The sequence below is a fragment of the Bacteroidota bacterium genome, assembly GCA_018266755.1.
GTDB lineage: Bacteria > Bacteroidota > Ignavibacteria > Palsa-1295 > Palsa-1295 > JAFDZW01.
The window spans coordinates 453302-478370 of the sequence record JAFDZW010000002.1 but is presented as its reverse complement, the minus strand read 5'-3'; the positions used below and the strand labels follow the sequence as shown (position 1 = coordinate 478370).

Below are 25069 nucleotides of genomic sequence, written 5' to 3'. Positions count from 1 at the left end.
GGAGTAGACAATCTTCCACCCGCTTGTAGTATCCCCCTGCGGCGTGATTTGTGAGTTCGACTGTTGATCGGCTGCCGTTTGCCCCACAGCAGTACTGCCGAGGAACATCAGGGTAAGGAGAACGAATATGAGGCTTCGGTTCACAGAGTGTATCGCTGCAATCCAACAGACACCCGAACGCCGCGAACGATACGAGGGTGCCGAAGATGTGACCAGACCGAGCTAAAACACAAAGGCTCCATGCGGAGCCTCTGTAAAATTCGGTTGTGTTGTCGGTCTTAGGCGTTTAGTGTGCTCTCGAGTTTGTCGGGTGCCATGGTGCGGGGAACGACGGTCGTGGCGCCGGCGATCTTTGCTTTGTCTTCAAGGATGTGTCGATTGCTGCCGTCCACGGTGACGAGTTTGCTCGACGGTAGTGCATTGTGCAGGGCGGAGATGTTCTTGTAGGGGTCGGTCGAACGCATATCGAAATCCATGAGTACGATATCGGGTGCAGCTTCTTTGCCGAGCGCAATCGCATCGGCGATCGTACCGGCGGAGATGACTTCGTAATCGTGGACAGACAGATACCTGCCGAAAAGATTTCTGATATTATCGAAATCTTCCACGATCAAGAGTACGCGTTTCTTTTCGGTTGCGTGCGAATTCACCATTACTAACGTCCAGCCTTGAGCCATTGGAGCCTCCTTGGTTTGCCCCTTTCAGCTCGATAGCTATTAAATAATTATGCCAAACCTCAAAAAGGGTGGGTTCTGAGGGATGGTTTGGCAGTTCCGGGTGGTGAGCGAAACTGAATCTTTACTTATTATCAAAAAACTTAACTCTCTTCGGCAGTCTTTTCGGTGGTGCTCTTGTGCAAGCCCGGCAGCCGCGAATAGAGTGTCGGTTTCGAGATCCCGAGTACTTTGGCTGCTTCGGTCCGATTCCCGTTCACCGCTTTGAGCACTTGCTGAATATGCTCCTGCTCGACTTCGGCCAGCGTGCGGTTCCACTGATACACCGCCGACGTCGCTTCTTTGGCATGCGGAACAGGGAACGCCGTTTCGTCGATGACATCCGACTTCGAGAGCACGACGGCGCGTGTCAGGATATTCTGCAGTTCGCGCACGTTGCCGGGCCAGTCGTGCTGGATGATCCGGCTCATCGCCTCGTCCGAAATCTTGAATACCTTCGTATGCAGTTCTTCGTTGATCTGCTGCAGCAGCCGCCGCACCAGGATCGGAATGTCGTCTTTGCGTTCGCGCAGCGGCGGTACTTTGATCGACACGACGTTGAGTCGGTAGTACAAGTCCTCACGGAATCGGCCGGCCGCTACTTCGGCTTCCATATTTCTGTTCGTCGCCGCGATGATACGCGCATTCATCGGCATGGTCTTTTCGCCGCCGACGCGTTCGAACTCGCGCTCCTGTAATACGCGCAGCAGTTTTACTTGCAGCGTCGGTGCGATCTCGGATATTTCGTCGAGGAAAATAGTGCCGTTGCGCGCAAGCTCGAATTTGCCGCGCTTGTCGGCCGTCGCGCCGGTGAATGATCCCTTCATGTGTCCGAAGAGCTCGGATTCGAGCAGCGTCTCGACAAGCGCCGTACAGTTGACGGCGATGAACGGCTCGCTCGCCCAGGGCGAGTTGTAATGGATCGCTTTTGCGATCAGCTCTTTTCCGGTACCCGACTCGCCCTCGACAAGCACCGTGACACGCGATCGCGTAACCGAGCCAATCGTCTTATAGATCTCGACCATTCGGCGGTCGTGGCCGACGATCACGTCTTCGAGCCGATACTCTTTCGATTCGGTATCGACCATCAGGTTCAGCTTCTCGCTGAGCTCCTGGTTGGCGACGAGTCGTTCGAGCAGTTTCTTAAGCCGATCGAGATCGATGGGCTTCGAAAGATAATCGTAGGCGCCCTGCTGCATCGCTTTGACCGTCGTCGGCATGTCGTCATGCCCGGTCATGAAGATCGTCGGGACGTTGAGGTTCAGCTCTTGCAGCGTGAGTTGCAGTTCCAGCCCGGTCTTGCCGGGCATATAGATATCGCTGAGGATGATATCCGGCGAATCGACATGGACGGCCAGCACTGCTTCGTTGGCGTTGGAGGCAGTCACGACCGCATAGCCTTCCTGCGTCAGGAAGCGTTCGAGGGTGCGGCGCGTTGTCGCGTCGTCGTCGACGACAAGGATGCGCTTTGTATTCTCTTGCATAATCGGTCGTTGGCGTTACGATGGCAGCGCCACGGTGAACACAGTCGTATACGGCTCGCGTGTCGAATGAGCATGGCGGATGACACCATGATGTTGTCGCACGATCTTCGCGCTCGTTGCGAGTCCGAGCCCAAGCCCTTGTTCTTTGGTCGTGAAGAAGGGCTTGAACAGATTCTCGAGTACATCGTCGCCGATGGCGGTGCCGCTGTTCTCGACAATGAACAAGAGCACGCGGCCCGAAACGCTGATCGATTGCCAATCGGGCCCTTCGTCGAAGCGGGCCGAGACATTGACGACCTTCGGTTCGGAGTTTGCCGCAGCATCGATCGCGTTTTGCACGAGATTGAGCAGCACTTGTTTCATCAGATCGGGGTCGAAGTACCCGAGCAATGTGCGGGGCACTTCCTCGAACGTGAGCGAAACGCCGAGCTCCTCCGCATGATAGATCAATAACTCCTGCAATTCGTCGAACAGATCGGCGATGATGACGCGCTCGTGGTGCAGCTCGATGCGTCGCGCATACGACATCACGTTCGTCACCAGACTGCCGAGTCGCTTTACTTCGCGATGCACGAGCGCGATCGACTCGCGCTCTTCGTCCGACCAGTGCGGGTCGCGCACAGCCGATTCGTTAAGCATGTATGCATTCATCGCAATGCCATTGAGTGGATTGCGGATCTCATGCATGAGCGTCGCGATCGATTCGCCGACGCTGGCAAGCTTCTCGCCCTGGATGATCTGTTCCTCGAGCCGCTTGCGTTCGGTCAGGTCGATCTCGACCCCCAGGTATCCGAGTCGTTCACCGGCCGGGCTGATGATCGAGGTGATCGTCAGGAAGCAGGTCTTTTCGGTCCCGCCTTTGGTCCGGTTGATGATCTCTCCCTTCCATTCGCCGCGCTCGCTGAGCGCACGCCACATTTCCTGGTAGAATTCGGGCGTCGAATAGCGGCTCTTCAAAAAATTTGTGCGTTGGCCGATCACCTCCTCGCGGCTATAGCCGAACATGTTCACGAACGCGTCGTTCACGGTCCGGATGATCCCAGAGAGATCGGTGATGATTTTTCCGTTCGAAGAATGCTCGAACGCCCACCGCATCATGGTCGATTCGTCTTGGCGCATATCGCTGGTTGTCGAAGGTCCCAACACCGACAAGGAATAAGCAAGTCTATCGTTTGGGAACGCCCGCGAACTCCAGAGAAATCCGGCACTCGCATTGAGCACCGGCCATGTCGCCTCTGTCGCAGAACGGCTGTGAGCGAACGACGCCCACATTAAAAAGGGCCGTCTGCGCGGCCCTTGAGGTATGATCTGCAACCAAGTCGCCAATCATCTCCCCTTCTCATTTGATCTCTGCATTCTGAAAATGCCCGACTTCCCCTCATCCGGCATTTCATCCTGCAATCACTATTTCCATAGGGCGAAAATGCAAATTCTATGCCACCGTCAATATGTCACCGTAAGATTATTATTTATTAAGAGATATGTTATATCGGATAGGGAAGGCATATCAGAAAAATTTTCTAAGCGGAAGATTTCTTTCCTGCTGGGGAAATTGGAGAAGGTCATATTATCGTCGATGAGAAGGACTCCCGTCAACGAACGGGCTGTGATCCTCCGCGCGATCAATTGCATGCTCAAAATCTGCATAATAACAGGCAATTTTCCTTACGTTGGGCCATGAAATCGGCGGATTCGAACCGTATATTCGCTTCCATGCGGTTTGGCACGAATATTGAAATTCGTTAGACACAGATTCAGTACACCACATTCAGATAGGGAAGGAAATCATGAAAACCGTATTTACATCCGCGATGGTCGTCTTGGCTGCCAGCTTGTTCATTGGCGCAACGAACGTCCATAACGCCGCTACCGGCTCAGACGGTAAGAGCATCTTTTTAGAGAACAAGTGCAACACATGTCACTCGATCGATGCATTGGGCATTAAGCGCACCTCCGAGCCGAAGCCGGGCGAAGTCATTCCGAGCGATCTCTCCGGTGCGGGTCTAACGCACGACGCAAGTTGGCTTGACAAGTGGCTCATGAAAGAAGTCGAGCTCAAGGGGCAGAAGCACCTCAAGAAGTTCAAAGGCAGCGATGGCGACCGCGATATTCTTTGTAAGTGGCTCGCTTCGCTGAAGACGAAGCCGAAGAAGTAACCGGAATCTCCGGACGGTTCTGCCCGCGACGACTGCGGGCAGAACCACTGAGTGTATGTTCGTTCCACCCATTGGCGGACTCTAACAGGGGCAGTTGTGCCGAGGGTAGGAACTGTGAGATACAATCGGCAGGTGTTGCGCGAACCGAAGTATCATTGAAGGTGGAGAATTCATGATCGCGCATTCGCCAACATCTGCTTAATTTTTTTTACCCTAGCTTGGTGACCTATGTTCTCTCCGATGAATATCCTGATGGGGTTGATCGTTCTCGCGATCCTCGTTGAATTGCTGTTGATCTTCAAACCTGCCATTACCCGCGAGCAGGGCGGCAAGATCCTGGCGTTCGTCGGCATCCTGATGTTGCCGGTGATCGTCGGTGCATTCTCGCTGCAGGAGCATATGGAAAAATCCAAGAAGACCGAGTTCTGCCTGAGCTGTCACGTGATGGGAAAGTATGGCAAGAGCTTGCACGTCGATGATAAAGAATGGATCCCGGCCGTGCACTTCCAGAACCATCGCATTCCGAGCGATCAGGCCTGCTTCACATGCCATACCGAGTACACGATGTACGGCGACTTTGCCGCGAAGATCCGCGGTCTGCGTCATCTGTATTACCAATACATCGGCACCATTCCCGACACCATCAAGCTGTACGAGAAATATAACAACCGCGAATGTCTGCATTGTCACGACGGTGCGCGCAGCTTCGAAGAAAAATCGGCACACATGCAGACGCCGCTCATGATGGATTCGCTCAAGCATAACCAGATCTCGTGTATGACGAGCGGTTGCCATGACGTGATCCATAATGTGAAAGAGCTCGACAAAGCGGATTTTTGGACGCCAGGCCAGGTGCCGCATGCCGCGACCGCGCCGACGACGACCGACTCGACCTCCGGCAGCAGCGCTTCCCCCAGTTCGACGGGTTCGGAAGCTCCGAAAGCCAACTAACCACCCACCGATAGACGAAAGGACAGACCATGAGCACGCAAGTAACCGCAATGGAACGCAGGATCCGCAAAGCAGCGATCATCATGCTCATCGCACTCGTCGGAACGCTCGCCTCGTTAATGAGCAATCATCCGCTGGCATTCGTCGAGTTCGCGGTGGTCGGGTTGTTGTTGATCGTCATTGGTACGATCTACTACCTGATCTCCCTCGTGCGCGGAGAACCCCGGCGCGTCGAACAAGTGTAAGCCCACCCCGCTCTACCATATTCGGTAGGGAGAGTGAAAGTTTGACGCACCCAGACACACGTGCCGCCGGACTCGAACGATCCCATACCACAGAACCATCGTGACCGGTGTCGCAGGTCTGCTCATCTTCACGTGATTCCGTTGACACACTCTCTCTCGAAATGAACACACAACCATAGGACCGGCATGGCCGGTCACAGCAGAAAGGGAAATATCATGGACCGGTATATTGATGCTATGAGGGAACGGGTCTGTTTGCATTGCATCGACTCGGACCAATACGGAAACTGCCGCATCGGCGGAAACAAAGAATGCACGATCGCCTCCAACTTCGAAACGATCGTCAATATCATCCAGCAAACCAATAGCGAACGTCTCGAAGATTATGTCGGCGCAGTGCGCCGCAATATCTGCCGCGAGTGCGAATACGGTTCGATCGCGAACTGTAACGAGCGAGACACCGTCGAATGTCAGCTCGATCGCTACTTGCCGCTCGTCATCGACGTCGTCGATCAGCAGCAAGGGATGCAGTTCGCGTAATATCTGTGTAGCCTTATCATTATTGTATTCATTGTATTGTATACTGCCGGACACGCAGGAGGGTGATGTATGCGCCGTATCCTCTGATCGGAGAGCGGCACTAAAGCATTCGTGCCGATGTACGACTCTTGTCATTTCATCATTCACATTCATGAGGTCACTATGCTTGGCAACGTTTCTCGTACCCTTGCGTGCCGGCGATGCTTCCCATTCCGCCGCATAGCAACTCTTCTTGCAGTATTCTCGATTGTCGGATGTACAACGGCAATGGCAGCGAATCGGCCGGTGAAGATCCGTCTCGAAACCGACGAGCATGTCGAAGTCGGAAAGACGACGGTGGTCAACGTTCGATTGCTCGATGCGCATAATGCGGATGCACCGACCCCGGAGAATATCTTTCTTTCGATCAACGTGCGCTGGCCGTCGGGAAAGGTCGATGCATTTATTGTTCCGATCGCGCAGGGGAATGCACGTGGTCAATTTCAATTCACGATGAAGAAGCCGGGCATCTGCCAACTCGATGTCAGCGAGGCACACATGGCTGCGGGTACGGCCTTCATTCTCGGGACCGAAGTGCCAATGCCGTCTCCGGTTTCAGATCCTCCGAAAAAAACGATGATGCGACCCATGCGTATGGCTCGTGCACCGGTGTTTCGATCGGGTCCTGACGGAGCAGTCATTTCCGTCGGTGCAGCGACGGAATCTGACATACAACATGGTACTGCATCGGCGATACAATTCTGCGCACCCACGCATACCGTTCTGGCGGACGAACGGGACTCGGCAGAGATTCGTGTGTTCCTGCTTCGCCCTGGTGGATTGGAAAATGACGCAACGATCAATCTGTTCTCGTCAATGGGTTCGCTTGCGCCGAGCATTCTGACGATCCCGAAGGGCAGTATCTCCGCAACGATCAAACTGGCATCGAAGGATACGGGGACGGCCGTCGTTCAGATGCCGAGTTCCGATCCTACAATGATGCCGGTCGGCGCCATGCCTGCGGTGCATTTCGTGCATGCGGTCACGGCGCTCGATTGCGCGGTGAGCCCTCCGAGTATCTCGCTGATCGATCATTCGCAGGTCGTTGTACGGCTCCTAAACGAGAATGGGAATCCGGCGCCAAGCGATGCGGGACAGGACGTGACGTTAACGATCGATAACGGACGCGGAGAGCTCGAGAAAAGTACGCTGCGTATTCCCGCCGGAGCGTATGAGTGCCGAACAAATTTTTCGCCGACAAGTATCGGCGCTGTACAAATCTCGGGTTCGACGCTGGGTCTGCCGATTGAACATGCAGATATACATGTCACATGGCCGATTGCACAACTGGTGTTCTCATTAGTCGGCGGACTTGCAGGCGGGTTCATCGCGAAGCTTCGTCAGAAATACCAGCATTGGCGCGTACTCATCGGGGTCGTTACCGGCTTCTTGCTGTACTGGGCGTTTATATTCGGATTACTGCATGTCCTGCCGCGCGGTGCTGCGCTGAATCCGCTGAGTGCGTTTGCGCTCTCGGCGATCGGTGGTTGGCAAGGCACCCAGGTATTTAGCACACTACTCTCCCAGCTCGGTCTGGCAAAGAAGAGCACTTAAACAAACAATGTCGATAAGGCAACTAACGGCTCCCTGCGAATCGTGATAGCATGTTACACGGGTTAGAACCAAATCCATTTGCCAACTATACCCGAACGTATGACAGATCGGGGATAGGGAGGGGGGAATGCCGGTACTACGACAGAGGTCGTAAAACCGGCACCCCCTGCATTGTCACAGAGCGTGCTTCCTGCCACGGAAGCTCAAACAATTTGTGCTCAAACGAATGAGTGCGGCTATGTGCAACGACAGTACGAGAACGTGGTCTTCCACTTCAGGTATTGTGCCAACGGTGCAGAGCCTGTTTTGAATGATTCACCGCATTCAATCACTTTTAACGGCAAGCATACCCTAAAATACTATCAGACGATAGAGTATCACTACCTACGCGAGTACTCATTTTGCAGTGGTTGGTGCTGCGTGATCGTCGAGCTGTTCCAGATAGTCACACAACGATTCGTGCGAAGACATGCCAAGTTTCCGGCGAATATGGAGTCGATGGTTCTCTACTGTCCGTTCGGATATGCAGCACGTGGCGGCAATCGTCGAAGTCGCATAGCCGATTCGTAAGAAGGAAGCGACCAACAACTCTGCATCGGTCAGATCCGGCGCGCGTCGTTGGAGTTTCTCGATGAACTCTTCTGTCTGGCGTGTCACCTCATGAATATCCGAACTGTTGCGAATCTTGGTCAGTCGGTGCTGCAACGTGACAGAGAGCCTCCTCGTCGATGTCGGGTCGATACGCGCAATATCTTCGAGCAATTTTAGATCTACCCGAATCTGTGACAGTATGTCATAGTTCGATTCGATCTCTTCATGGAGTTTATCGTTCTCGCGCCGAGCCGCGACGATGGTTCGGTCCTTCGCATTGAGCAGTTCGCGCAACGAGTCGATCTCGCGTTCGAGCTCGAACATTCGCAATCGGTAGTACTCGGAACTCCCGGATGGGTATGGTGCCAACGTTACGGGACCGTATTCGCGAGAAGTAGTCGTTCTTCGTTGTCCCGCAATGAGGCTGCGCGTTGAGCGGAAGGGGAGTCTCTGCTCGGTCTCAGCCGGAGTTGATCCTCGGATTGCGTCTTTCATACTGTTCACTGACTTTGGTGGGCGGCACTCCTGATATCGCGGTGTGCTGTATTCGTTATGGTTTCAAATTCGAATTTGTGTAGACGATGACGGCAGTACTATCATACTGAACATTGATCGAGTTGACGAGTGACTGATTTTGTTCGACGAGATTGATATCGTCCTGGTTCGCCTGGATAATCGAATCGATCTGCTCGGGGGTGTATTGAGCGCTTCCAAAAATCTGCCCCAAATACAGCAGGATAGCTAATGTCGTGATCATACTCGGTAATTGTGTCTGGTGAAGTCATTGCCAATCGGCGAGCACAAATTACCGGATGCGTAGGTAATAAAAAATGACACTTTCTTTAATATTTATCAGTACTAATATGGCATGACTGCATATCATAATAATAGTAATTTATTATAAAATAATAAGTTATGATTTATCATTTGCTCGAATTAACGTCATTAATTGCAGAATATGGGCTTCGGCCGGAGCTCATTCGTCGAAAGGTTCGGCGCAATGACGCCGTTGGTGTATTGTTCGTAGCGCTGCTCAATGGTGAGGTCCAGACGGAACAGGATCTCGAGAAGGTTCTCCGTTCCGCCGCAGGCGCCGTGACAACCGAGGCGGTCGCACTGCTGAAGAGCCGGTTGAAGCGGCGAATGTTGAACTCGATCTTATTTCTCGATCTTCGCCCGGAAAAGAACTCGGAGCAAACGATTCAATATCTGCGGGTTCAGCGTCGATTGGCGCAATTGAAGGTGTTGGTTCGGCTTGGGGCAGATCGTAATATTCGATCGGAGGCACGTAAGGGGTATCGAACCGCACGAGAATACGAATTGACAGCCGAGGCATTGGAATTCGCGGTGATGCTGCGTGCCTATTATGTGGGAATCGGTGATAAAGGGCGGTTCGAGCACTATGCGCGAGCAGTGGCCGAACTACTCGAACTGCACGCCGCCGAACTGGAGGCCGACGCCGCATATCGACGATTCATCATTCATTATGTGAAGCGAATGTCCTATACCGAGCAAACGGCCTCGATCCTTCAGGATAGTATTGCCACCTATCGCAGGGTCAGCTCATCGAACGATTCCATGCTTATCCGAATCGTGGGGTTTCGGCTGCGAATCTATGATGCAGATATGTCCGCGCGATATTCGGATGTGTATGCAATCGCTTCCGAGGCGCTGGCCTATCTATCGACCAAGTCGAAGATTGCGACAAACAGCGATATTGCCGAGTTTGCGCTCTACCAGCTTTCAAGTTGTGTCTATACACGCGATGTCGAGAACGGGATCGTTGCAAGCGCGGCAGCAACGTCGTATTTTCCCGCCGGAACGTTCAATTGGTTCGTCGCCAAAGAACAGAGTGTGCTCTTTTTCCTTCACATCCAGCACTACGAAGCCGCACGTACCGCGTTGAGCGATGCATCGCGCAATGCCAGTTTCAAATTATTACCCGAGATCCAGCAACAGCGTTGGCACGTCTACGAGCTGTTCCTCCTGTTTGCAACCGGCGAGTTACGAAACATGCTCTCGAGACGCACGAAACGAAGTGTCGCGCTTCACGAACTCATGGCACTGTCCTCGCAGATCAGAGGCGATCGTGCCGGGTTTGGATTCTCGGTTCGGCTGATCTATATTCTCTATCTGATCGAGAAGGGAAGCTTCGATGAATTGACTGAGTCGATCGAATCCTTCCGCATATTCGTCAGCCGGTATATGAAACCGTCGGTATATCCTCGCAGTAATTCGTTCGCGAAGTTGATCGTACTCGCCGAACGGTATTCTTATAATTATTTAATCGTCAAAACAAAAGCACAAAAATATCTTCAACGAATGCAATCGGTGATCGCCTCGCCGACCGAGATGAATGAGAATATCCAGATACTTCCGTACGAGCTGATATGGGATCATGTGCTTGAGTCGCTACGGAAGCATCAGCGTTCGTTACGTACGATGGCCAAACCCTGAATGTCAGATGGTGTCGTGCTGATAGAATTTGATGGAGTATATTCAGAGAGATTGAACGGTGGACTAGGGAGCTCGGACAAGGCAATAAAGGAAGAAACGAACTGGTAAGGACATAATAAAAACCCGTTACGACAAAAATCGTAACGGGTTATCGGGTCTGCTGCCTCGCCAGGATTCGAACCTGGAACCTACTGATCCAGAGTCAGCCGCCATACCATTAGGCCACGAGGCAATCACGAGCGCATTTCGCGCGGCAGTCAAACGAAAAACCGACCGAATCGGGTTCCGTCGGCACGTGAATGCAAGCGGGTTGCAGGATGTTAATAGCATCCTATGAGTACCGCTTCCACCCACCAGAGTGATGTCTTCGAGCTGCTGCCGCTGCTCGAAAAGTACAACCGTCCGGGCCCGCGCTACACCAGCTACCCGACCGCGCCGGTGTTCAACACCTCCTATACTGCGGCTGACCACGAGAAGCAACTTCGTGAGACGAGCGACAACATCTCGCTCTATGTGCACCTGCCGTTCTGCGATACGCTCTGCTACTTCTGCGGCTGCACGATGCTCGTATCGAACAACCGCGAGCGCGTAGCAAACTACCTGAACTACCTCGACCGCGAGATCGAAAAGACGGGGGAGCTTGTCAAAGGTAAGAACATTATCCAACTTCATTGGGGGGGCGGCACGCCGACGCACTTGACGCCGACCGAGATTCGCACGCTCGGGCAGAAGCTGCACAAGCATTTTACGTTCTCGCCGGATGCCGAGATCTCCGTCGAGATCGATCCGCGCGAGATCGGCGAGGACCACATCCGTGCGCTCGCCGACGTCGGTTTCCGCCGCGCAAGCATCGGCGTGCAGGACATCGATGAGAAGGTGCAGGAAGCGATCAACCGCATCCAGCCCGAGGAGCTGACTCGAGAAGTGATCGGGTGGTGCCGCAAGAATGGGTTCGAGAGCATCAACGTCGATCTCATCTACGGACTGCCGTATCAATCTCGTGCGTCGTTCAATGCGACGGTCGAGAAGGTGCTGACGTTCGAGCCCGACCGCCTCGCCCTCTATAATTTTGCATACGTACCGTGGCTGAAGCCGCATCAGAAACTGATCCAGATCGACACGCTGCCGCAGACGGACGAGAAACTCCTTCTCTTCGCGGATGCTACGACGCGCTTCATGGAAGCGGGGTATGATTACATCGGCATGGATCACTTCGCAAAGCCGAACGACGAGCTCGCGCTCGCGCGCAAAGACGGCACACTGCAGCGCAACTTCCAGGGATACTCAACCCGTGCAGGCCGCGACCTCGTCGGCCTCGGCATGAGCGCCATCAGCCACATCGGTCCGTCGTTCTCGCAGAACGAGAAAGTGCTGGATAAATATTATGCCCGCATCGACAAAGGCGAACTGCCCGTCATTGCAGGATTACAGATGACCGACGACGACCTCCTGCGCGAGCACGTCATCATGCGTTTGATGTGCGACTTCCATTTGGAGAAGGCGAAAGTCGAGAAAAAGTACGGAATCGAGTTCAATACCTACTTTGCCGATTCGCTCGAACGATTGAAGGAGTTGGAGGCAGATGGTCTTGCCATCAACGCTGCCGACGCCGTCACGATCACTGACAACGGCCGCTTCTTTATTCGCAACATCGCGATGTGCTTCGATGCGTACCTGCCGAAGATGCAGACGGCGAAGCCGATGTTCTCGAAGACACTCTAACGCACGAAGTCGAACGCCTTTGCATGCCAGCTTTGCTTGGCATGGGTTTCCCATTTGCCCGCATTGAGGTCGGCGAGAGTCGGGACCGTATTATCGAAGACGACCGTCGAGCTGTCAACCGTACCTGCCTTTGCCAGATCCGCAAACTCCATCCGTGACGTGCTGACGATCGAATCGCCGCTTCTATATTGAACGCGCGGCATGCCGAGGAATTCGATGCCGAACGTCTCGCCCAGCAGCCGCACCCGACGCGTCATTTCATCCGTTGCACAGCCGCTCGGAAGGCTTGCCTCGTCCGCAGCAATAAAGAGGAATTGGCCGTACTTCAACTGGCAGCTTGCCGTGACGGGATGACCGTGCGCCATCCACGTGTGCGTGAATGCCTGCATCTCGCGCAGCAGTGCATCGGCCTCCGCATCGGAAAGCTGGCGATCGGCGGCAAAGACCCAGAGCCTGGCACGCTCCGGCATGGCATCGAATGGAATGTAACTCATAGCTGTTAGTAATTCTCGCTCCCCAAACAGGTACGCATCGGAGGCTGTTCCGATTGCCGTACCGTCAGTCGGGACCACTCAACTTTATTGTACGCACATGTCTGCACTTTCACAATACATCGACTCCCTTAATAGCGAGTTCGTCAAGCTCCACACTGCAAAAGAAGACTCATTCTGGGAGTCGAAGATGGGTTTGACATCCGACCCTGCGGCGTCGCAGACGGCAACTGCAGCCGCCGAGAACGCGGTGAATGCATTCGCGCAGGATGCCTCGAAGCTCGTGAAGCTTCGCGGGCTGATGAGCGCCACGACGATGTCAGATGCAGAGCAGATCGCCGCCAAAGGTTGGGAGCGATTCTTCGTGGCGAATGTCATCGAGAGCGATGCAGCGCGGGCGTTATCTGCCGAGATCGTCGAACTTGAAGGCAAGCTGCTCGTCGAGCGGGGTGCGATGAACCTCGGCTACACCGATCCGAAGACCGGCGAATTCAAGCGCGCAACCACCAACGACCTCTCGAACATCAAACGCGTCGAAGCGGACGAAGCAACGCGCAAAGCCGCATACGACGGCCTCAAGAGCATCGGACCATTCGTGCTGGAGCACGGTTACCTCGAGATTGTGCGCAAGCGCAACGAGCTCGGACGCCTGTGCGGCTATGAGGATTATTACGATTGGAAGGTGCAGCGCACCGAGGGCTTCTCGAAGAAGCGTCTCTTCGAGATCTTGGACGACCTCGAAGCACGCACGCGCGAAAGTGCCAGACGTACCGTTGATATGCTCGCCAAAGAGAAAGGGGAGCAGGCGCGTCGCGGGTGGAATTACGAGTTCTTGCGCTCGGGCGACATTCTCAAGGAGTTCGATCCGTATCTGCCGTTCGCCGACGGTCTGGAGCGTTGGGTGAAGTCGTTCGCTGCGCTCGGTATCCGCTATCGCGGCGCAACGCTGACACTCGATCTTGTCGATCGTATCGGCAAATACGAGAACGGCTTCATGCACGGCCCCGGGCCGTCGTGGTTCGAGAACGGCGCGTGGCATTCGGCTCGGATCAACTTCACGGCGAACGCGATCCCGAATAAAGTAGGCTCGGGGAATGACGCGCTCAATACGCTTTTCCACGAAGGCGGACACGCTGCACATTTTTCAAATGTGCTGATGAATTCTCCGTGCTTCGCACAGGAGTTCGCACCAACGTCGGTCGCGTATGCCGAGACGCAGTCGATGTTCTGCGATTCGATCCTCTCCGATGCAGATTGGCTTACCCGCTACGCGAAGAACTCGGCCGGGCAGACCATTCCGTTCGAGCTCATCGAGCGACACATCACACAAATGCAACCGCATGAAGTGATCGGTGTGCGTGCGATGCTCGGCGTCTGCTACTTCGAAAAGGCGATCTATGAAATGCCGGAAAGCGAGCTAACACCGGAGAATGTCCTGAAGCTCGTTGCGGATCTCGAGAAACGCATCTATTTTATGGAAGAGGCGCCACGCCCGATCCTCGCTGTGCCGCATATCCTCGCCGGCGAGTCGAGCGCATACTATCATGGGTATGTTCTCGCAGAAATGGCGGTCCGACAGACCCGCGCGTATTTCATCAAGAAGTACGGCTTTATCTGCGACAACCCGAACATTGGACCGGACCTCGAGAATGGTTATTGGAAATATGGTAACTCGGTCAGCTTCCTCGATCTTGTCGAGCGAATGACCGGTAAGCCGCTGACGGCCGATGCGCTCGTGGACTTCTGCGGTCGGAGCGTTGGTGATTGCGTCACCGAGGCGAAGAAGCAAGCCGCGGATGCCAAGGCAAAGCCCTTGTATGAGGGTTCGCTCGATCTCGACGCCGACATCCGTGTCATGCACGGCAACGAGCTGATCTGTGAGTTCTCAAACGGGACGTTCGTCAAAGCGAACGATGCGTTCAAGGCGTGGATATACTCACGCTATCCGATGAAGCAAGCCGCATAGCACCTATGGCGGAACGCGCCATCACTGCGAAGGATGAGTTGTTGGCGGCATTCGACGATGCGCTGAGTTATCAGTGGGAATCGGTCGAAGCCGCCCTTCGCGATGTGTCGGACTTCGAAGCGTGTTACCAGCCTCCTGCCTATCTCGGCGAACCGACGGATGACGGCTATCCACCTGCCGGGACGATCATGTGGCATGTCGTGCACCTCGCGCATTGCTACCGTTACTATCGAGACAATATCATCGAGCGGCCGAACGCAGTCGGGGATCCGCCTACACCTCGTGCGAGGACCTTGGGCGAGGCGATCACGGAGTTGAAGAAATATAGGTCAGAACTTCGCGAGACGATCGTATCGCTGCGCGATGAAGAGTTTGCCGAACGACTGAAGAATTACGAGTCGATCTCCGAACAAATGCGGATGATGATCCGTCACGATGCGTGGCATGCCGGACAGATCGCGGTGATCAAGCGACTGCATCGTGCAACTCAACCCTGATCACTTCTTCCGTTCGTATTTCCAGTTGCGCGACTTCCCCTCGGCCATCCACTCAATGGCCTGAGCGAGGCGCTTCTCTCGTGTGGCGTCGGTCTTCGCCTCTTCGAACCATGTCACATATTCCTTCTTATGTGAGTAGGGGAATGCCTCGAATGCAGCCTTTGCGGTCTTGTTGGTCCTGAGAGCTTTTGTGACGTAGTCCGGGACAACGAGTTCTTTCTTTTCCTTCGGAGATGGTTTTGCTTTCGGCAGCTTTACGCGTTCTGCGTTGAGCTTCATCGCCTCTTTGATCCATGCCGCGAGCTTCTTATCGGAAGGGAGGTCGTTGATGCTCTCCATGCGGCCGACGTGGCCCATCGCCGACTCACTCTTCGCATTCTCGATCAGAGTCTTGTCGCTCATTAGTGCTGCTTTGTAGAAACCCATTGCCGCGTGTTGCTTGAACGCCGACATCATGCACATCATCTGGCCGTTATACATGAAGAACGGCATGCCCCACTTGATCGCCTCCTCGACATCCGGACATGTCTTGTGAACGACGTCACGGATCTTCGTCAAGATCGGCTTGGCGAATTCCTGCGACTTGGTGATGTATGCATCGACCTCTTTGATCTTCTTGCCCATAATGATGCTATCGTTTCAATAACCAACGGATGCGATCATATGAGATCGCGTAGTGCACAACCGTGATGACAAGCATTGCCCATGCGGATGTCGTGAGTTGCAGATCGAACAGTGCGGCATTCGCAGCCGTGAAGAGAAGCAATTCCAGCAAAAGCCGAAGCCAGCCTCTGATGGCGACGGTCGCCCTTCCGGGATCGTCGGGGACACGGAAGGTGCCCCACAGCGTGGCACCAACCACAGGAAGTAGAACCGAGAACAAGACGCCGAGCGAGCCTGAGAACTTGTTCCAGCCCCAATACGCAAGCGCCGCAAGTATGCACAGCTCGAGCAGAAACCTCACGCCGAGATTGATCGGGTTCAGGCTGAGCGAATTCCGTGGTATGCCCTCGTTCATGTTCGAGGGACCAAAATACGAAGACCGACCTACTGCTTCAAGAGTGTCCGAATGTCGGCGATCAACCGCTCCGTTTCGAGAGACAGTGTGCCATCGTACACGCCACGGATATGTCCCTCGCGATCGACCAAGATCAGATGCTCCGTATGCAAGAACTCCGATGAATCCTTGCTGACGCCGGGCTCGGCTTCGGCGAAGTAGGAGAGACGAGCCAGATCGTAGATCGCCTTCTTGTCACCTGTGAGCAAGTGCCATCGTCGGTAGTCGATCTTATGTGTGGCTGCGTAGGAGGCCAGTTGGGCAACGCTGTCGATCTGTGGTGTGACTGAGAATGATGCGAACATGACATCATTATTGTTTGCGAATGTCTTTGCAACGCCCGAGAGGTTGTTCGTCATCTTCGGACAAATGCCGGAGCATGTAGTGAAGAAGAAATTGGCGACACAGAGCTTCCCGCCGTACGTCTTGTCGGTGATCGTTGCTCCTGTTTGGTCGAAAAAGGCAAAGTGCGCGATGCGGTGAAGCGTGTCGATGTTGATGTGAGTCTCACGTGCCCAACTCGGAGTGAAGTCGGGTGTATTATAGTACGGCAGCTCCTCGGTCGCTTGCTTGCAGGAAGCGATCGCGAAGAGTGCAATACTACTGACGATCAGTGCTATCGTTCTTGAACGGAGATTCACAGTTGCGATATCCGGTGTTGCCGTACGAGCGGCCGCCGCGAACTTCATAGTTCGCTTGAATGCGGCCATCTTGGTAATAGACCGTTTGAAGGCCTTGCTCGTGACCTTCGTGATAATGAAACGAACGGTACAGCGCCCCGTTTGGGTACCACTCTTTGACGACGCCTTCGAAGTTATCATTGTCAAAATCATAGACGAAGCGCTGTGTACCGTCCGGCCACCAACCCTCGTGCCTACCAGTCTTCTTGCCGAGGGAGTAGTGACGAACTTCTCTCAATTGCCGGTTCGGATACCATTGCCGTTCGGTGCCATGTTCCTTGCCCCGCGAGAACGGCGCCACGGCAAGCGTATCACCGTTCTGCGCGGAGGCAACGATGTATCCCGTGTACAATTTCCCGGCAAACTTCATGACTCCCGAATCAAGCTGCAGCCGCGGATCGCTTGCGCTCACCGAGATCGTCGGCTGTTCGATAGGCTCGACATCGGGCGATCTCGGATGCTCCGCGCAATCTATAAAGAGCAGGGCCGAGATCGCCGCGACGGCGGTAACCCATACAACGCTAGTGACTGACCGTGCCCGGCGTGCCATAGAATCCGCTGCCGTTGATGTACGGCGCTTCCGCAGTGACGTGATAATGATAGATCCCGTTCGGGTACTCTGCCGTCACGCCGGTGTGTCCGTGATACGAATCGAGATCGGCGTTCGTGATCGTCTTGCCGTTCTCGATCGGCCCATAGACCGGGAAGCCGTCCAGCAGGAAGCCGAGCAGCGCCGAGCTCCCTTTTGATTTTGTCAACCACCACGGCTCGGCGTGATAGTGATATTGATTCATCGGCGTCGGATGTCCGTTCTGTTGGTCGAACGTATTGAGTTCGTTCGAGCCGAGCGGCGCGCCGTTGCCCGCATATTGATTGAAGAACGGCACGCCATTGAGCGACACACCGATCGGGCCGAGCGGCGTGGAGCTGTGCGTCGTTGCAACGGAGGGGTTCATCGGCATGCGGAAGGTCAGCGTCTGCGCGGCGATGATACCCGGTGCGAGCATGAAGCTCGTGTTCGTGCCGTTGTAGGCTTCGTAGAGTGAATCCTGCCACTGCGTGCCTTTGTAGTACGGGCTCTTGTGGTCAGGCAGTCCCTTCGACGTGATAACGACGTAATCACCATCTTGCGTGATGCTCGTTGCGCCGTAGATCTTTTTGTAGATCGCGAGCGGGTCGGTGTTCGAACTGCCGTTGTCGGTCGGCGTGGATGAACTGTTCGACTTGCAGGCCATTGCAAATGCGGCGAGGGCAATGACGGCCGTGGCGTAGAATGCGATGCGGATCGTTTTCATGTTCGTAGCGATGAATGAGTCTTTGATCTATTAGACGCCGAACCTCACGGCTTCCTACGCTCTGGTGGCGGCATTTGTTCACCGCCTTCGTGCGGCGGCGGAGGAGGCGGTTGCGTCATCCCATGCGGACCAGCTTCCGGCGGCGGCATCATACGGCCTTGCGACATTGGTCCACCTTGCGGGCCACGCGGCTGTTGATTCAGCAGCATCCGTGTCAACTCGGGCACGATCGAATCGAACTTCGGCTGCTGCTCGCTTGTGCAAAGTGCACGGATCTCTTCGAAGTGTTTGTACGTCGCTTCGGCTTTGCCTGATTGTGCTTTGCCGATCGCGGCAAGCGCCGCATCTTTGTCGGACTGACTCGCATTGCCGCGAAGCATCTGGAAGTAGCGATCCGCCGCGCTGCGGAATTCGCTGTCGAGCTTCATCATCGCCGAATGATGCGTTTCGATCGATGCGGCGTATTGTTTGTCTTGCGCTTCGCTCAGCCCGAGCGTCGAGCGAATGAGTTCGTCGGGCCGCATCATCGGGCCGCGCTCACCCATTGGCGGTGGCGGTGGAGGCGGCATGTGGTGTGGGCGTGAAATGAAGAGGTACGATATCGTGCCGATGTTCAGCACCAGCAGCACGACGATCGCAATCGTCAGTAATGTATCCCGTTTCATTTCGAGTCGAATGTTGTGTTGAACGCATCGAGCGAGAGGTCGCCCGACTGGTAGGCGCTGGCAGACTGTCCGTTCCCCGTGGCAGGGGATGATACACTGGTTGAACGTGACGCCCAAAGCATCGCCCCGGCGTTCACCATGACGAGCATCGCCGCGGCGGCAAGGGCCATGCGAACCTTCGAGGCCCCGACGTAGCGGACACCTTCCGAGATGCGCGCTTCGATCCTCGTCAGGAGGAACGGCGGCGCCTCGGCAGGCTTCATGCCTTCGGTGCTCGAGAGTATCCGTTCGGTTCGGTTCGTCGTCATGTTCGTTGTATTAGACGTTGTTCGTTTCACATTCCTACGGCTATTCTTTCCTTGCTTGTCATTCTGAGCGAAGCGAAGAATCCTCATCGTCAGTATGTCATTCTGAGGAGTGGCTTTAGCCCGACGAAGAATCCCTTGAGGTTTGCCTCGAAGGCCCGTACAGGCCGAAAGGGATTCTTCGCTTCGCTCAGAATGACACCACGGATTAAGAAGCTCCTCAAGTAGCTCCTCCTCAAGTAGCTCCTCCTCAAGTGGCTCCTCCGCAAGTAGCTCCGACTTTAGTCGGAGCATCGCCGAAGGCGATCCGCCAGCCTCGTCGCCGACTAAAGTCGGGGCTACTTTCTACTCTCGTTCTATCCGTTTCCTCAAATTCACTTTCGCCCGTTGCAGCAGCTGCTCAACGGCCCCGACGCTGGTGCCCATGACGCTTGCAACTTCTTGCTGCGGCAGGTTTTCGACGTAGGTGAGGATGAACGCAGTCTTTTGCTTGTCGGGCAACTCGTCGATCGCCGCGAAGAGCACTTTCGAATCCTCTCGCCGCTCGAGCTCGATGCCGGGGTGGACGAAATCCGACGCGTCGTGTTCGAGCTTGCCGCTCGTGGGGTTGAAGAGTCGCACGAGCGTGGCCGTGCGTTTCTTGCGCTTGCGCCGACGCAACACGTCGAGCGACCGATTGACGGCGATGCGGTAGATCCAGGTCGAAACCGTCGAGCCGCCTGCAAAGCCGGAGGCCGTGCGCCAAATGTCAACGAACACATCTTGCGTCACCTCCTCGGCGTCCGAAGGGTCTTGCACGTAGGAGAGGGCCGTATTGTAAACCTTGCCCGAGAACGCGTCATAGAGCAGCCGCAACGCCTCTTTGTCGCCGGTGGCGAGCCGATGAAGCAGTTTGTGGTGCTCGTCGCCGCTCATTTCTTCTTGCTGCTTCGCTTCTTCGATGGCTTGGCGATCTTGTTGTATTCAAGCGCCTCGTCGAGCCAGCGGTGCAGGTCGGTTTCTTTATCGAGGGCCTTCTCAGTCACATAGACGTAGCCGGCCATCGGTCGGTGCGTGAAATCCATCGGACGTGCACCCGGCCGCTTGACGGCGGCATCGGTGTCATCCGGATCGATGCGGACCATCAGGTCGTTTTTTATGACGCCGACGCACATCTTCTCGGCCACCATGAAGCAGATGCCGCCGAACATCTTTTTCTCTTCGACGTCCCGGCGGCGGGTCAGGTAGGACCGAATCCGTTCTGCAAGTGCTTCGCTGTATGCCATGGTTACCTCGTGGTTTGAATGACTAATACGTTATTTCGGATTTCCGTTCGGCCAAATTCATGGTCCGTAAGTCCCTTAGAATTCATCCGAACCCGCGTACACCCCTCACTTCGGCGACCCCCAGAAACACGAAAGTCCGCCGGGGGGCGGACTTTGCGAGCGCAGGGCGATCAGACCGATCACCCCTCGCACATCACATCTGATGTGGTGCCTATCATTCACGCATTCAATATACAACCTCGAATCCCAATTGTCAATGGGTGCCCATCAAACAAAATTTCAGAGCACAAACCGTGCCAATGACCGATAAGAACCCCCTCTCCACAAAGTGGAGAGGGCCGGGGAGAGGGCGTAATAGATTGTACTACGCACAGTCAATTGATCGGGCGCAGTTCAAAAGTTGCACCCCAAGGTCGTTGTTGTAATGATGTCGTTCAGCCGATGCACGAGGTATTGCGACTAACCGTTTCTGCGACCTGGAACGCAAATCATTCTCTCCAGCTCTTGGTTAGCAACTATGCAAATCGTGAAAGATTCACCTCGATGGATATTGACTCGGTAATCAACACAATCATATGCGGGGACTGCCTTGAGGTCATGCGGGAGTTGCCCTCTGCGAGTATCGACCTGGTAGTAACTTCACCTCCGTATAATCTCAAGAATTCTACCGGCAACGGTATGAAGGATGGACGGGGTGGTAAGTGGCGGAACGCAGCGCTCATTTCCGGATATTCTGATCATGATGACTGCATGCCACATGGTGATTATGTGAAATGGCAGCGCGACTGCCTTGCTGAAATGTTACGCTTAATAAAGGACACGGGAGCAATTTTTTACAACCATAAATGGCGAGTACAGGACGGACTACTCCAAGATAGGCACGATATAGTGGAGGGTCTTCCCGTTAGGCAGATAATTATTTGGCGAAGAAAGGGTGGCATCAACTTTAATCAAGGGTATTTCTTACCAACTTATGAAGTCATCTATCTAATCGCTAAGCCCGAATTCAAGTTGGCGCCAAAAGCGAACGCCTATGGTGACGTCTGGGAGTTCGGCCAAGAGATGAGGAATGCCCACCCTGCGCCTTTTCCGGTCGCTTTAATCGATCGTATTATTGGGTCGACCACCGCGCGGCTTGTGCTCGACCCATTCATGGGATCAGGCACAACTGCAATTTCTGCCCTAAGGAATGGACGGAATTTTGTAGGCATCGAGCTATCACAGGAATATTGCCGGATGGCAGAGGAACGGATAGGTATAGTCAAAGCTCAGTACGATCTCTCAGCATCACTAGAAATGGAAACGGCAGATGGAGTCTAGAGAAATCGTCCAACAGTTGGATAATCCGTGGCACAAATCATATTGGTTCGCTCGGATGCTCATAAGTGGTGACAAGTACGGAGGTGTGGCTAAGGACAACCGGTTACTACTGAGAATTGGAAGCGCTATGCGCGTTTTGGAAAGTGGACCAATTGCGCCAACCGAAAAACTCGCGCTCCAAAAGGCAGCGATTGGAAATATTCTTGAAGAGCGTTTCAGCCGCTCTGAAGCCAAGCTGAAGCTCGTCAGGAGACTTCACGCAGATCTTTCTGAGGAGATTCAGACCGTCGAGGACATGCGTGTCTTTGTTCTGACGTGTGAAAGTATAATTATCCCGATCAATCAAGCTATCGCTAATATTCCATCGGATGACCGAGCTTTCACCCAGACAATCGCGCAGTCCTTTCTTAAGGTTCAAGGCGACGCCGGACTCGCGACGGTCATACGTCTATGGGATGATCTCGGTGTAAAGGGTTGCTTGACAGCCGAGAGAACCGAGATTGTAAAAGCATTTGCTGCCCTCCGGCTTCTGTTGGAAAAAGACACAATTTCCGTCGAAGAGAGGGATATTGTTCTAACGGCATTTGTGCAAGAGTTTGAAAGACGTGCGGGGCAGAAAAGAAAAGGGCGTGCAGGGGGCAGCCTAGAGGATGTGACGAGCTTTATACTGGACTACTACGGTATCCCTTCTGCTTCACAGCCTGAGCATTTTCAGGCTGACATTGAGGTAGACAAATGGGTAAAGACGCGCGATAGCTGGTTGATTGGAATATCTTGCAAGAGAACCCTTAGAGAACGATGGAAACAGGTAACCAGCGCGGATCGCGGAACACTCGGACGATATAAGATCAAGCAGATTTATCACATCATCACATACGACGAGGATCTTTCGGATGAGAAACTGGCACTCCTCGGCTCACTGAGTCATATTGTATACCTCCCCAATGACAGCTCTCGTCTTAGTCACGCTGAACAGCATATCGGATTGAAGCAGTATGTTCGGCCGATCTCAGAGTTTATCAATGACTTGCGCCAGCAGCTATAGCAGCAGGAACACTGCGCTTCGCATTGAAGAACGAAAGTTCTGTCGTCGTACTGAGTCTACCTTACGAAAGCACGCCAGGCTCGCCCGATGAGATTGCGGAGCCATCGTTCAGAAGGATATCTCGATAATTGCAGTATGCTGATCCTTCAGTTTGAGAAAGACTTTCGCTCCGAAATAGCTAAGCAAGAGTAAGAATCTCTGCCATGCAGTCGGTCCATGGGCCAATACGGTGCCGATCATAGCCTCGCTAACGTAGGGAGGAGTAATTGATATCCTCTGATCTTTGACAGCCTTCTCGGCAAGCGTATCAATGTTATCAATCGTGTCTATTAGCTCCTTGAGGTCCACTTCAAATTCGACCGGTTGACGGTTGTTGATAATTGCTTTCTTCTCCTCGTTGCTTAATGATTCGAACTTCTTCAGCATAGGGCAATAATGGATGTGATATGTTGCCTGAATATGACTCACACTGCGCACACATTTAACCAACAATCGCGTCCGGGCCTTGAATTCCCGAGATCTACTCTCCGTCCAAACCATGTTTCACCAACAAGCATTGTTGGTACCCCTCCCCCTCGCAACCCTTCCGGAACGCGTATCTGTTAGTATCTTTGGCGCTTGGAGCGCGATACTTATGGACGAAAAGAAGACTACACGGGCCCGGAAGGGTCGGACGGGGGCGGGGAGCGATGGCGGTGGGACGGGGAAAGGACCGATGCCGCGGTGTTCGTTCTGTCTGCGGCCGGCCGACGAGGTGACGACGCTCATCAGCGCGCCGTATGGCGATGCGTATATCTGCGATATCTGTTCGGCGAACAATGTCGAGCTGCTGCGGGCGCATCTGCCCGACTTCACGCCGCGCGCGAACACGCGCAAAGCCGGCCTCGCACGCGTCACGCCTCGTTCGATCAAGAAATCGCTCGATGAGTATGTGATCGGGCAGGACGAAGCGAAGAAGGTCCTTTCGGTCGCGGTCTATAACCACTTCAAGCGCATCGAATCCGAGACGCTCATCGGCGTGCCGGGCTTCGAGGACACCGAGATCGAGAAAGCGAATATCCTCTTGATGGGTCCGACCGGCACGGGCAAGACGCTGCTGGCTCGGACGCTCGCGCGCATCCTCGACGTGCCGTTCGCCGTCGCCGATGCAACGACGCTCACCGAAGCGGGGTACGTCGGCGACGACGTGGAGTCGATCCTCTCGGCGCTGCTGCAGTCGGCCGAGTACGACGTCAGCCGTGCCGAGCGCGGCATCGTGTATCTCGATGAGGTCGATAAGATCTCGCGCCGCAGCGATAGCGCGTCGATCACGCGCGATGTGTCCGGCGAAGGCGTGCAGCAGGGCTTGTTGAAACTGCTCGAAGGCACGGTCGCGGGCGTCCCGCCCAAAGGCGGCCGCAAGCATCCCGAGCAGCCGCTGATCTATATCAATACGAAGCACATCCTCTTCATCGCCGGCGGCGCCTTCGATGGTCTGGAAAAGATCATCCTCAAGCGCATGCACCAGAACCCGATCGGGTTCGGCGCGGCATTCCCGGAGAAGAGCGAGGAGAAAGAGCAAAACATTTTCCAATTCGCCGAGCAGGACGACCTATTGAAATTTGGCTTCATCCCCGAGCTCATCGGCCGCTTGCCGGTGCTTGCCGCGTTGAATGGTTTGTCGCGCGAGGCGCTGCTGCAGATCCTCACCGAGCCGAAGAACGCGCTCGTGAAGCAGTACAAAAAACTCTTCGCGATGGAAGGCGTCGAGCTCGACTTCCGCGCCGATGCGCTCGATGCGATCATCGACGAAGCCGTCCGCCGCGGGACGGGTGCACGTGCGCTGCGCTCGATCATGGAGAAGGTCCTGACCGAGCTGATGTTCTCGCTGCCCGACGATGCGAAGCTCGAACGCGTGACCGTCACGCGCGAAAGCGTCGAAGGCACAGGCAAGCCGATCACGACTCGCAGCGGAGCGGGGGAGTCGCTGGCGGCGTGAGCGGCGGCGGGGGAATGTAAAATGTAAAATGTAACATTGGGGAGGGCACCCAA

Annotated in this window: 28 protein-coding genes and 1 tRNA gene; 12 read left to right on the top strand and 17 right to left on the bottom strand. The window is 54.6% G+C overall.

Features of this window, described 5'->3' with window-relative positions; translation table 11 throughout:
• Positions 1-278 precede the first annotated feature (278 nt).
• The 3 genes from JSS75_04530 to JSS75_04520 form a co-directional block, all read right to left on the bottom strand.
• Positions 279-677 (bottom strand): response regulator transcription factor, encoded by a 399-nt coding sequence (locus tag JSS75_04530; protein MBS1902949.1) that lies wholly within the window; start codon positions 675-677, stop codon positions 279-281.
• Between the two features lie 140 nt (positions 678-817).
• The gene (locus JSS75_04525; GenBank protein ID MBS1902948.1) at positions 818-2197 is read right to left on the bottom strand and encodes a sigma-54-dependent Fis family transcriptional regulator; all 1380 of its coding nucleotides are present in this window, start codon (positions 2195-2197) and stop codon (positions 818-820) included.
• Positions 2198-2212: 15 nt separating this feature from the next.
• Positions 2213-3316, bottom strand: coding sequence for a PAS domain S-box protein (locus JSS75_04520; GenBank protein MBS1902947.1), 1104 nt, complete (start codon positions 3314-3316; stop codon positions 2213-2215).
• 668 nt (positions 3317-3984) lie between these two features.
• Between JSS75_04520 and JSS75_04515 the strand changes: the two genes are divergently transcribed.
• The 5 genes from JSS75_04515 to JSS75_04495 all read left to right on the top strand — a co-directional run bounded on the left by JSS75_04515 (position 3985) and on the right by JSS75_04495 (position 7682).
• The gene (locus tag JSS75_04515) at positions 3985-4353 is read left to right on the top strand and encodes a c-type cytochrome (protein ID MBS1902946.1); all 369 of its coding nucleotides are present in this window, start codon (positions 3985-3987) and stop codon (positions 4351-4353) included.
• 240 nt (positions 4354-4593) lie between these two features.
• Positions 4594-5304, top strand: coding sequence for a NapC/NirT family cytochrome c (locus tag JSS75_04510; GenBank protein MBS1902945.1), 711 nt, complete (start codon positions 4594-4596; stop codon positions 5302-5304).
• A 29-nt stretch (positions 5305-5333) separates the two neighbouring features.
• Positions 5334-5549, top strand: a complete 216-nt coding sequence (locus tag JSS75_04505) for a hypothetical protein (GenBank protein ID MBS1902944.1) — start codon at positions 5334-5336, stop codon at positions 5547-5549.
• Positions 5550-5786: 237 nt separating this feature from the next.
• Positions 5787-6089 (top strand): hypothetical protein, encoded by a 303-nt coding sequence (locus JSS75_04500; protein ID MBS1902943.1) that lies wholly within the window; start codon positions 5787-5789, stop codon positions 6087-6089.
• Positions 6090-6356: 267 nt separating this feature from the next.
• On the top strand, positions 6357-7682 hold the full coding sequence (locus JSS75_04495) for a hypothetical protein (protein ID MBS1902942.1): 1326 nt from the start codon (positions 6357-6359) through the stop codon (positions 7680-7682).
• Positions 7683-8078: 396 nt separating this feature from the next.
• On the opposite strand, the gene JSS75_04490 is transcribed toward JSS75_04495, so the two are convergent.
• Both JSS75_04490 and JSS75_04485 read right to left on the bottom strand, forming a co-directional pair.
• Positions 8079-8597, bottom strand: coding sequence for a helix-turn-helix transcriptional regulator (locus tag JSS75_04490; protein ID MBS1902941.1), 519 nt, complete (start codon positions 8595-8597; stop codon positions 8079-8081).
• A 226-nt stretch (positions 8598-8823) separates the two neighbouring features.
• The gene (locus JSS75_04485) at positions 8824-9030 is read right to left on the bottom strand and encodes a hypothetical protein (GenBank protein MBS1902940.1); all 207 of its coding nucleotides are present in this window, start codon (positions 9028-9030) and stop codon (positions 8824-8826) included.
• Between the two features lie 158 nt (positions 9031-9188).
• Here JSS75_04485 and JSS75_04480 point away from each other — a divergent pair, with 158 nt between their 5' ends.
• The gene (locus JSS75_04480) at positions 9189-10730 is read left to right on the top strand and encodes a hypothetical protein (protein MBS1902939.1); all 1542 of its coding nucleotides are present in this window, start codon (positions 9189-9191) and stop codon (positions 10728-10730) included.
• Between the two features lie 160 nt (positions 10731-10890).
• On the opposite strand, the gene JSS75_04475 is transcribed toward JSS75_04480, so the two are convergent.
• Positions 10891-10962: transfer RNA gene (locus JSS75_04475), tRNA-Gln, on the bottom strand.
• A gap of 101 nt (positions 10963-11063) precedes the next feature.
• On the opposite strand from JSS75_04475, the gene hemN reads away from it, so the two are divergent.
• Complete coding sequence (gene hemN / locus JSS75_04470; protein ID MBS1902938.1) at positions 11064-12452, top strand: oxygen-independent coproporphyrinogen III oxidase; 1389 nt, start codon at positions 11064-11066, stop codon at positions 12450-12452.
• On the opposite strand, the gene JSS75_04465 is transcribed toward hemN, so the two are convergent.
• Positions 12449-12946: a hypothetical protein gene (locus tag JSS75_04465; GenBank protein ID MBS1902937.1), complete on the bottom strand. Its 498-nt coding sequence runs from the start codon at positions 12944-12946 to the stop codon at positions 12449-12451. The two genes, hemN and JSS75_04465, sit on opposite strands and share 4 nt — an antisense overlap.
• Positions 12947-13043: 97 nt before the next feature.
• On the opposite strand from JSS75_04465, the gene JSS75_04460 reads away from it, so the two are divergent.
• Entirely contained in the window at positions 13044-14909 is a 1866-nt protein-coding gene (locus tag JSS75_04460; GenBank protein ID MBS1902936.1) for a peptidase M3, read from the top strand.
• Between the two features lie 5 nt (positions 14910-14914).
• Complete coding sequence (locus tag JSS75_04455) at positions 14915-15406, top strand: DinB family protein (GenBank protein ID MBS1902935.1); 492 nt, start codon at positions 14915-14917, stop codon at positions 15404-15406.
• Here JSS75_04455 and JSS75_04450 read toward each other — a convergent pair whose 3' ends face one another.
• The 9 genes from JSS75_04450 to JSS75_04410 all read right to left on the bottom strand — a co-directional run bounded on the left by JSS75_04450 (position 15407) and on the right by JSS75_04410 (position 20673).
• Entirely contained in the window at positions 15407-16030 is a 624-nt protein-coding gene (locus JSS75_04450) for a YdeI/OmpD-associated family protein (protein MBS1902934.1), read from the bottom strand.
• Positions 16031-16037: 7 nt separating this feature from the next.
• Positions 16038-16424, bottom strand: a complete 387-nt coding sequence (locus JSS75_04445; protein ID MBS1902933.1) for a YrdB family protein — start codon at positions 16422-16424, stop codon at positions 16038-16040.
• Positions 16425-16453: 29 nt separating this feature from the next.
• Positions 16454-17104 carry an SCO family protein gene (locus JSS75_04440; protein MBS1902932.1) on the bottom strand — a complete coding sequence of 217 codons (651 nt, stop codon included), beginning with the start codon at positions 17102-17104 and terminating at the stop codon, positions 16454-16456.
• Positions 17064-17693: a membrane-binding protein gene (locus JSS75_04435; protein ID MBS1902931.1), complete on the bottom strand. Its 630-nt coding sequence runs from the start codon at positions 17691-17693 to the stop codon at positions 17064-17066. The genes JSS75_04440 and JSS75_04435 overlap by 41 nt, the downstream gene beginning before the upstream one ends.
• Entirely contained in the window at positions 17665-18438 is a 774-nt protein-coding gene (locus JSS75_04430; GenBank protein MBS1902930.1) for a YHYH protein, read from the bottom strand. The genes JSS75_04435 and JSS75_04430 overlap by 29 nt, the downstream gene beginning before the upstream one ends.
• Positions 18439-18482: 44 nt before the next feature.
• Positions 18483-19103 (bottom strand): periplasmic heavy metal sensor, encoded by a 621-nt coding sequence (locus JSS75_04425; GenBank protein ID MBS1902929.1) that lies wholly within the window; start codon positions 19101-19103, stop codon positions 18483-18485.
• Positions 19100-19411, bottom strand: coding sequence for a hypothetical protein (locus tag JSS75_04420; protein ID MBS1902928.1), 312 nt, complete (start codon positions 19409-19411; stop codon positions 19100-19102). The genes JSS75_04425 and JSS75_04420 overlap by 4 nt, the downstream gene beginning before the upstream one ends.
• A 342-nt stretch (positions 19412-19753) precedes the next feature.
• Positions 19754-20323: an RNA polymerase sigma factor gene (locus JSS75_04415; GenBank protein ID MBS1902927.1), complete on the bottom strand. Its 570-nt coding sequence runs from the start codon at positions 20321-20323 to the stop codon at positions 19754-19756.
• On the bottom strand, positions 20320-20673 hold the full coding sequence (locus JSS75_04410; protein ID MBS1902926.1) for a TfoX/Sxy family protein: 354 nt from the start codon (positions 20671-20673) through the stop codon (positions 20320-20322). Before JSS75_04410 ends, JSS75_04415 begins: the two co-directional genes overlap by 4 nt.
• A gap of 543 nt (positions 20674-21216) precedes the next feature.
• Here JSS75_04410 and JSS75_04405 point away from each other — a divergent pair.
• Positions 21217-21993 carry a site-specific DNA-methyltransferase gene (locus tag JSS75_04405; GenBank protein ID MBS1902925.1) on the top strand — a complete coding sequence of 259 codons (777 nt, stop codon included), beginning with the start codon at positions 21217-21219 and terminating at the stop codon, positions 21991-21993.
• On the top strand, positions 21983-23038 hold the full coding sequence (locus JSS75_04400; GenBank protein MBS1902924.1) for a hypothetical protein: 1056 nt from the start codon (positions 21983-21985) through the stop codon (positions 23036-23038). Before JSS75_04405 ends, JSS75_04400 begins: the two co-directional genes overlap by 11 nt.
• A 108-nt stretch (positions 23039-23146) precedes the next feature.
• On the opposite strand, the gene JSS75_04395 is transcribed toward JSS75_04400, so the two are convergent.
• Positions 23147-23464, bottom strand: coding sequence for a hypothetical protein (locus tag JSS75_04395; protein ID MBS1902923.1), 318 nt, complete (start codon positions 23462-23464; stop codon positions 23147-23149).
• Positions 23465-23753: 289 nt separating this feature from the next.
• On the opposite strand from JSS75_04395, the gene clpX reads away from it, so the two are divergent.
• The gene (clpX, locus tag JSS75_04390; protein MBS1902922.1) at positions 23754-25016 is read left to right on the top strand and encodes an ATP-dependent Clp protease ATP-binding subunit ClpX; all 1263 of its coding nucleotides are present in this window, start codon (positions 23754-23756) and stop codon (positions 25014-25016) included.
• The last annotated feature ends 53 nt before the right edge of the window (positions 25017-25069 follow it).